This window comes from Paenirhodobacter sp. (assembly GCF_050177655.1).
Lineage (GTDB): Bacteria > Pseudomonadota > Alphaproteobacteria > Rhodobacterales > Rhodobacteraceae > Rhodobacter.
The window spans coordinates 1-8,136 of the sequence record NZ_JBFXGV010000071.1 but is presented as its reverse complement, the minus strand read 5'-3'; the positions used below and the strand labels follow the sequence as shown (position 1 = coordinate 8,136).

Annotated in this window: 9 protein-coding genes and 1 pseudogene; all 10 read right to left on the bottom strand. The window is 66.3% G+C overall.

Translation table 11 applies throughout. The features are described from left to right. A partial coding sequence (locus tag AB7U46_RS16935) for a GTP-binding protein (RefSeq protein ID WP_231555447.1) occupies positions 1 to 127 on the bottom strand: 127 nt, incomplete at its 3' end. A gap of 66 nt (positions 128 to 193) precedes the next feature. Then, positions 194 to 2,317 carry an elongation factor G gene (fusA, locus tag AB7U46_RS16930; protein ID WP_428338163.1) on the bottom strand — a complete coding sequence of 708 codons (2,124 nt, stop codon included), beginning with the start codon at positions 2,315 to 2,317 and terminating at the stop codon, positions 194 to 196. Between the two features lie 14 nt (positions 2,318 to 2,331). Further along, complete coding sequence (gene rpsG, locus AB7U46_RS16925; protein ID WP_428338162.1) at positions 2,332 to 2,802, bottom strand: 30S ribosomal protein S7; 471 nt, start codon at positions 2,800 to 2,802, stop codon at positions 2,332 to 2,334. A 21-nt stretch (positions 2,803 to 2,823) separates the two neighbouring features. After that, the gene (gene rpsL / locus AB7U46_RS16920) at positions 2,824 to 3,195 is read right to left on the bottom strand and encodes a 30S ribosomal protein S12 (protein ID WP_096433949.1); all 372 of its coding nucleotides are present in this window, start codon (positions 3,193 to 3,195) and stop codon (positions 2,824 to 2,826) included. Positions 3,196 to 3,437: 242 nt separating this feature from the next. Next, positions 3,438 to 4,175: a phosphatase PAP2 family protein gene (locus tag AB7U46_RS16915; RefSeq protein WP_428338161.1), complete on the bottom strand. Its 738-nt coding sequence runs from the start codon at positions 4,173 to 4,175 to the stop codon at positions 3,438 to 3,440. After that, positions 4,162 to 5,601 carry an ArnT family glycosyltransferase gene (locus AB7U46_RS16910; protein WP_428338160.1) on the bottom strand — a complete coding sequence of 480 codons (1,440 nt, stop codon included), beginning with the start codon at positions 5,599 to 5,601 and terminating at the stop codon, positions 4,162 to 4,164. Before AB7U46_RS16910 ends, AB7U46_RS16915 begins: the two co-directional genes overlap by 14 nt. After that, positions 5,576 to 5,884 (bottom strand): lipid-A-disaccharide synthase N-terminal domain-containing protein, encoded by a 309-nt coding sequence (locus tag AB7U46_RS16905; protein WP_428338159.1) that lies wholly within the window; start codon positions 5,882 to 5,884, stop codon positions 5,576 to 5,578. Before AB7U46_RS16905 ends, AB7U46_RS16910 begins: the two co-directional genes overlap by 26 nt. Beyond that, on the bottom strand, positions 5,881 to 6,615 hold the full coding sequence (locus AB7U46_RS16900) for a glycosyltransferase family 2 protein (protein WP_428338158.1): 735 nt from the start codon (positions 6,613 to 6,615) through the stop codon (positions 5,881 to 5,883). Before AB7U46_RS16900 ends, AB7U46_RS16905 begins: the two co-directional genes overlap by 4 nt. 106 nt (positions 6,616 to 6,721) lie before the next feature. After that, on the bottom strand, positions 6,722 to 7,435 hold the full coding sequence (locus tag AB7U46_RS16895) for a hypothetical protein (protein WP_428338157.1): 714 nt from the start codon (positions 7,433 to 7,435) through the stop codon (positions 6,722 to 6,724). A 147-nt stretch (positions 7,436 to 7,582) separates the two neighbouring features. Next, a pseudogene (locus tag AB7U46_RS16890) lies at positions 7,583 to 8,136 on the bottom strand (DNA-directed RNA polymerase subunit beta'); the annotation flags it as partial.

Sequence of the window (8,136 nt, the reverse complement as noted above, 5' to 3'; positions counted from 1 at the left end):
CGTAGGCCTTGAATTCACCGAAGTACTTCGTGATCGCAGCCGTCAGCGTCGTCTTGCCGTGGTCAACGTGGCCGATCGTGCCGATGTTGACGTGCGGTTTCGTCCGTTCAAACTTTGCCTTTGCCATAATGGCCTCCTGTAACCTGTCATCCCGAGGAAACGGGCGCCCGACCGAAGCCGGGCGCCGTCACGCTCAGGCGTATTTCTTCTGGATCTCGTCCGAGATGTTCTGCGGCACGGCGTCGTAATGATCGAAGATCATCGTGAACACCGCGCGGCCCGAGGACATCGACCGCAGCGTGTTGATATAGCCGAACATGTTGGCCAGCGGCACCATCGCGTTGATCACGTTGGCGTTGCCGCGGGTGTCCTGGCCCTGCACCATACCGCGACGGCTGGTGAGGTCACCGATGATGCCGCCGGTGTATTCTTCCGGGGTCACCACTTCGACCTTCATGATCGGCTCGAGCAGCTTGGCGCCGGCCTTCTTCAGGCCTTCGCGCATAGCGGCGCGGGTCGCGATTTCGAAGGCGAGCACCGAGGAGTCGACGTCGTGGAACGCACCGTCGATCAGCGCCACCTTGAAGTCGATCACCGGGAAGCCCGCGAGCGGACCCGAATCCATCACCGACTTGATGCCCTTTTCGACGCCGGGGATGTATTCCTTCGGCACCGCACCACCGACGATCTTCGATTCGAACGAATAGCCTTCGCCCGGTTCGGTCGGGGTGATGACGAGCTTCACGCGCGCGAACTGGCCGGTACCACCGGTCTGCTTCTTGTGCGTGTAGTCGATTTCGGCTTCGCGCGAGATCGTCTCGCGATAGGCCACCTGCGGGGCGCCGATATTCGCCTCGACCTTGAACTCCCGCTTCATGCGGTCGACCAGGATGTCGAGGTGAAGTTCGCCCATGCCCTTCATGATCGTCTGACCCGATTCGAAGTTGGTCTCGACGCGGAAGGACGGATCCTCGGCCGCGAGACGCGCCAGAGCGATACCCATCTTTTCCTGGTCGGCCTTCGACTTCGGCTCGACGGCGATCTCGATCACCGGATCGGGGAAGGTCATGGTTTCCAGAACCACCGGCTTCGACGGATCGCAGAGCGTGTCGCCCGTGGTGGTTTCCTTCAGACCGGCCAGCGCGATGATGTCGCCGGCGAACGCCTCTTCGATCTCTTCGCGGTTGTTCGAGTGCATCATCATCATACGACCGATGCGCTCTTTCTTGCCCTTGGTCGAGTTGAGGATCGAATCACCCTTCTTCATCGTGCCCGAGTAGATGCGCGTGAAGGTCAGCGAGCCGACGAAGGGGTCGTTCATGATCTTGAACGCGAGGCCCGAGAAGGGCTCCTCGTCCGAGGCATGGCGCTCGATGTTGCGGGTTTCGGTCTCGTCGCCCGGGGCGAAGCCGACATAGGCCGGCACGTCGAGCGGACCGGGCAGGAAGTCGATCACCGCGTTCAGGAGCGGCTGGACGCCCTTGTTCTTGAAGGCCGAGCCGGCGAAGACCGGGAAGAAGGCCATCGCGAGCGTGCCCTTGCGGATCAGCGCGCGCAGCGTGTCCTCGTCGGGCTCATTGCCCTCGAGGTAGGCTTCCATCGCGTCGTCGTCCTGCTCGACGGCGAGTTCGACCATCTTGCCGCGCCATTCGTCGGCGAGATCCTTGAGCTCGGCGCGGATCGGCTGACGGACCCAGCTCGCGCCGAGGTCTTCGCCCTTCCAGACCCATTCTTCCATCTTGATCAGGTCGATCTGACCCTCAAGCTGGTCTTCGGCGCCGATCGGAAGGCACACGGGGCACGGGGTGCCGCCGGTGCGATCCTTGATCATCTCGACGCATTTGAAATAGTCCGCGCCGATCTTGTCCATCTTGTTGACGAACACGATCCGCGGAACCTTGTAGCGGTCAGCCTGACGCCACACGGTTTCGGTCTGGGGTTCGACGCCGGCGTTGGCGTCGAGCAGGCAGACCGCACCGTCGAGCACCGCGAGCGAGCGTTCGACTTCGATCGTGAAGTCGACGTGTCCGGGGGTGTCGATGATGTTGAAGCGGAACTTCGTGTCCGAAGTACCCTCGTGGCTCGGGTCTTCCTGGCGCTGCCAGAAAGTGGTCGTTGCCGCCGAGGTGATGGTGATCCCGCGTTCCTGCTCCTGCTCCATCCAGTCCATCGTCGCGGCGCCGTCGTGGACTTCGCCGATCTTGTGGGACTTGCCGGTGTAGTAGAGGATCCGCTCCGTCGTGGTGGTCTTGCCCGCATCGATGTGGGCCATGATCCCGAAGTTGCGGTAGCGGGTCAGCGGATAGGCGCGTGCCATGTCGTGGGCTCCTGTTACCAGCGGTAGTGGCTGAACGCTTTGTTCGCGTCGGCCATCTTGTGGGTGTCTTCCCGCTTCTTCACGGCCGAGCCGCGCGAGTTCACGGCGTCGAGCAGCTCGCCGGCGAGACGCTCTTCCATCGTGTTTTCGTTGCGGTTCTTGGCCGCGGTGATGAGCCAGCGGATCGCCAGCGCCTCACGGCGGGTCGGACGCACTTCGACCGGCACCTGATAGGTCGCACCGCCGACACGACGCGAGCGCACTTCGACCGAAGGCTTCACGTTGTCGAGCGCTTCGTGGAACACTTCCACCGGCGGGCGCTTCAGCTTGCCTTCGACGCGGTCGAGGGCGTTGTAGACGATACGTTCGGCAACAGACTTCTTGCCGTCGATCATCAGGTTGTTCATGAATTTGGTCAGCACGCGATCGCCATATTTGGCGTCGGGCAGCACTTCGCGCTTTTCAGCGGCGTGACGACGAGACATCTCTGGTTCTCCTCCCTACGATCACTTCGGCCGCTTCGCGCCGTATTTCGAACGGCGTTGACGACGATCCTTGACGCCCTGGGTATCCAGAACACCACGCAGAATGTGGTAACGGACACCCGGAAGGTCCTTCACACGACCGCCGCGGATGAGCACGACCGAGTGCTCCTGCAGGTTGTGCTTTTCGCCCGGGATGTAGGAGATGACCTCGAAGCCATTCGTCAGGCGCACCTTGGCGACCTTACGCATAGCGGAGTTCGGTTTCTTCGGCGTCGTGGTATAGACGCGGGTGCAGACGCCGCGCTTTTGCGGGCACTGCTGAAGGTGCTGCGACTTCGAGCGCTGCACCTTGGGCTGCCGCGGTTTGCGGATCAGCTGTTGGATCGTCGGCATTCGGTTCCCCGTTCGCTTTCGGTTGTCAATACTCGCACCCGGACCTGGGTGCGCCACTTCTCGACAGCGTTCCGTACCCATCACGAAACGCCAAACCCGTTCGACCTGCCCGAAGGCTGGCGAACGGTTGATATCCAGAGGATCGGGCTATGGGACCCGGTTTGCGACCACTGAAGACCACTCCCCGAAAGACAGAGTCCGCCCCTCGGATGGCGGCGCTATACGGAGAGTCGGCTCCCTTGTCAACCGCGCCGCCCCGGCACCCGCCCCAACCGCGCAAGCGGACCGGGCAGCCGGCCGGAGAAGACCGCATGCAGCGCCCAGGCGATGGTGAGGGTGATCAGCGCGGCAAAGACCGCGTCGGAGGGGAAATGCCGCCCCGTCACCACCCGCTGCACGATGACGAAGCCCGGAATGAAGAGCCCCGTCACCCGCAGATAGCTGCGCTGCCAGGTCTCGAGCTTCGTCCAGAGCGCGGCGGCGAGCCAGAGCGCGATGCCGAGGGCCACCGCCGCCGAAACCTCGCCCGAGACGAAGGAACAATTATGCGCGCATTGGTCGGTGAACTGCCCGGCGGGGGTGAAGAGCTTCGTGCCGCCGAACTCCTGCACCGTCGCGGGGCGCGCCCGGCCCGAGCTCGATTTCAGCCAGAGGTTCACCACGATCCCCGGCGCGAGCACATAAAGCGCGACGACGAAGCCCCAGACGCGCGCGGGAATGCCCAGCACCGCGCGCCCGGAGATCAGCGCCCGGATCAGCGCGATCACGGCGACGAGCAGAAGCACCAGCGCCGCATCCCAGAGCCGCTGGCGCAGAAACTCCCAAAGCGGGTTGCCCACCACGGTGAACCCCGCCCCCGCGCGCCAGAACAGCCGCGAGATGTCGAGGTCGACCGAGGGCGCCCCGCGAAACAGCGCGATCGCCGCGAGCCAGCCGGCGATCAGCCAGCGCCCGGTCATCTGATAGTCAATCTTCGGCATCCAGGCAGTCCCGCGGCACGAGGTAGGGGGTAATCCCCTTACCCTCCCACGTTCCCGCCCCGTTGAGCAAGCCCGCCGGCGGCATCGGCACCCCGTTGCAGGCCAGCGGACGGTCCCGGATCACGAGGATTTGCCCGGTGTAATCGGCAGGCAGCGGGAAATTCTGCTCATAGTAGCTCATCGCCCGCCCCTTCGGCGCGGGGGCGTAGATCGTCACCCCGGCATCGCGCCCGGTGTAGAAGAGATCGGCGAGAATATCGCGGTTCGAGGCATAGACCGGCACCTCATTCGCCTTTGCCAGCGCGAGGATGCGCGTGCTCAGCTCCGCCCGGCCGAGATAGCGGTGCAGCAGCGGCCGCCCCTTCTGCTCGGGCCAGGGCGCGAGGGTGATCAGCGCGGCGGTGGCGACGACGGCGACCAGATTGGTGACGAAGGCAAGCCAGCGCCCCCAGCGCGGCAGCATCAGCACCGCCAGGATCACGCCCGGGAAATAGGCCGTGATCGCCCAGTTCGCATAGGCCTTGTCGAGCAGCGCCTGCGCCGTCACCACGGCAAGCGGCGGCAGCACGAGCACCGCCAGCGCGCGCTTGTCAGCACTGCGCGGCAGCACGAGCCCCGCGATCAGCGCCAGCATCGTCACCGGGCCGAAGACGCCGAATTGCGCGCCGAGGAAGCCGCCCATCGAGGCCCAGTTCAGCCCCGCGCTCTCGCCCGCGCGCACCCAGCCGACATTGTCCATCGTATGCTCGAGCGTGGCGAAGGAATGGGTCATGTTCCAGACCACGTTCGGCGCGATCACGAGGGCAAAGACCGCGAGCGCCAGCGCCGCATTGCCCCAGCCGATCCGCCGCGAGGGCGCGACGAGCATGGCAAGCAGCATCCCCGCGGGGGCGAAGAGGCCGACATATTTCGCCATCACCGCAAGCCCGGCGCAAAGACCAAGCGCAAAGGCGTCGGGCCAGCGTCGCCCGTCGCCGAGCCGCCAGAAGAACAGGAGCGCCGCAGCGTAGAAGGGCGCCATCACCGTATCGGTCGAGATCATGATCGAGCCGAGCGCGGTGAAGGGCAGCGTGACATAAAGCGCCGCCGCCCAGAAGCCGGCCCGCGCCCCCGCGATCCGCGCGGCGAGCGCGCCGAGGATCAGCGCCGTCGTCCCGTGCAGCACCGATCCCGGCATCCGCACCCAGAACTTCGCATCCGACTGCGCAAGCTCGGTCACCGCCCGGATCAGCCAGCCGATCAGCGGCGGCTTCGAATAATAGCCGAAGTCGAGCCGCTGCCCCCAAAGCCAGTACTGCGTCTCGTCGACGAAAAGATCGGTGCGATCGAAGGCCAGCGCGACGAGCCGCGCCAGCGTCACCGCCCCGACCAGCGCCAGCGCCGGGCCGAGCCAGCCGCGCTCAGAACCCGCGTTTGCGCTTTGCATAGATCAGCCAGAGGTTGCGGGCATAGATGAAGGTGCCGAGCGCCTGCCCGAAGATGAACACCGGGTCGGCGCGGTAAAGCGCATAGGCGAGCAGCATCAGCCCGCCGGCGAGCGAGAAATACCAGAAGGCGACCGGCATCACCGAATCCCGCGCCCGCTCCGACGCGATCCACTGCACGAGGAAGCGCGCGGTGAACATCAGCTGCGCGGCAAAGCCGAAGACGACCCAGAGGAGTTCCGTCAGCGAGCCGACATGCAGCAGTTTCTCCAGCCACTCGGTCATTGCCGCACCTCGGCCACGACCTCGGTCGGGCGCGACTTCTTGCGCCGCCGGATCAGCCAGGCGACGCCGGCGAGATCGGAGATACTGACAAGCCCGCGCTGCAGGTTGGAATAGTGCGACCGCCCGCCACCGCGCGCGCGATGGCTCACGTCGACATGGGCCACGCCCCAGCCCTCGCGCCCGAAAAGCGCGGGCAGATAGCGGTGCATATGGTCGAAATAGGGCAGCCCGAGGAAGATCTCGCGCCGGAACGCCTTCAGCCCGCAACCGGTGTCGCGGGTATCGTCGTTCAGCACCCAGTTGCGGATGCCGTTGCCGAGCTTCGAGGCGAGCTTCTTCGAAAGCGTGTCCTGCCGCCCGACCCGCTGCCCGGCGACGAGGCCGATCGCCTCCGATCCCGGCGCCTCGAGCGGGGCGATCAGCTTCGGCAGCTCCTCGGGCGGGTTCTGGCCGTCGCCGTCGAGCGTGGCGCAGATCGTGCCGCGCGCCGCGCGTACGCCGGAATGCACCGCCGCCGATTGCCCGCCGGAGCGGTCATGGCGAAGCACCCGTAGCTGCGGCGCCCGCGCCCGGCGCGCGGCAAGCACCGCCGCCATGCCATCGTCGGAAGCATCGTCGACCACGATCACCTCGTAATCGCGGCCGGCCAGCGCCGCGTCGATTCCATCGAGCAGCGCCTCGATATTCTCCGCCTCGTTCTTCGCGGGGATCACGATCGAAATATCGGTCATCTGGGGTTTTCTCCGCCGGTTCGGGCAGCCCCTGATAGCGTCAGCCCCGGCAGTTGTAAACGGAGCGCGCAGCGGGCCATGCCGCGGCGCGCCCCGCAGGCGCCGATCAGCCGAATTTCGCGAAGAGCTTCGAATAGGGCACCTTGAGCTTGCCCTGCGCCGCCGCGATCGCCGCCGGATCGCCGCTTTGCGCCGCGGAAACGAAATCGGCGACCGAGGCCTCGAAGCCCGCGACCAGCTCGGCATAGCCCTGCGCCGAGGCCTCGGGCGCCGGATTCGCCGCGATCTCGCCCGCGAGATAGGAGAGCAGCGCCGCATCGCCGATCGCCGTCGGCGCGGCCCGCGCACCAAGTGCGGCATAGTCGCGCGAAAGCACCGCCTCCATCTCGGCGTGATAGGCGTTCATCCGGTCGGAAAAGCCGATCAGCCCGGCGCGCGCATGCAGCCCGGCGATCGCGCCGCGGACCTCTTCGAGCACCTCATGCGCCTGCGGCAGCTTGCCCGCGGCCACCGCCTCCCCCGCCTTCGCCGAAAGCGCGGCAACGGTGTCCAGCGTCGCGCCAAGCTGCGCATCGGCGGCATATTGCGGCGGCGGATCGGCGCGCCATCCGGTCGCGAGCGCGCCCCAGGCGGCATCGAATTTCGCCAGCGCCTGTGCGGTTTCCGCGGCCTTGCCCTGGTTGCTCAGGAACAGCGCCGCGCGATAGGCGCCATAGGCGTCGCGCAGCGTGGTCTCGCCCTCGGCGAAGGTTCCGGCCGCGGCCGGCAGCGCGAGCGCAAGCGCGACGAGCGCGCCGGCGGTGCGGGTGAAAAGCGTCATCCTGTCCTCCTGTCCTGGCCGGCGGCGCCGGCGTTCATTCAGGATACGGAATGTATGGCCCCTTCCGGCGCGGCTGCGACAGGGCGCCGCATGAAAAAGCCCCGCGCGATCGCTCGCGCGGGGCCCTGTCTCAGTCGGGCGACCGGATCAGTCGCGGCTTTCCGGCGTATCGACCGGGCCGAAATCGGCCTCGTCATAGGAGGTGTCGATCGGCGCCGCGAGGGCCGCCGCTTCTTCCGCCTCGGCGCGCCGCGCCTCGATCACCTTGTTGTCGCGCTCCGCCGCGATCTTGCGCACGCGGGTGGTCGCGCCACCCGTGCCCGCCGGGATCAGACGGCCGACGATCACGTTCTCCTTCAGGCCGACGAGCTTGTCGCGCTTGCCCTGGGTCGAGGCCTCGGTGAGCACGCGGGTGGTCTCCTGGAAGGAGGCCGCCGAGATGAAGGAGCGCGTCTGCAGCGAGGCCTTGGTGATGCCGAGCAGCACCGGCTCGCCCGTCGCCGGACGGCCGCCGCGGGCCTCGACCTTCGCGTTCTCTTCCTCGAACTCCGACTTGTCGATGTTCTCGCCCTTGAGCAGCGTGGTGTCACCCGAATCGAGGATCTCGATCTTCTGCTGCATCTGGCGAACGATCACCTCGATGTGCTTGTCGTTGATCTTCACGCCCTGCAGCCGGTAGACGTCCTGCACCTCGTCGATGA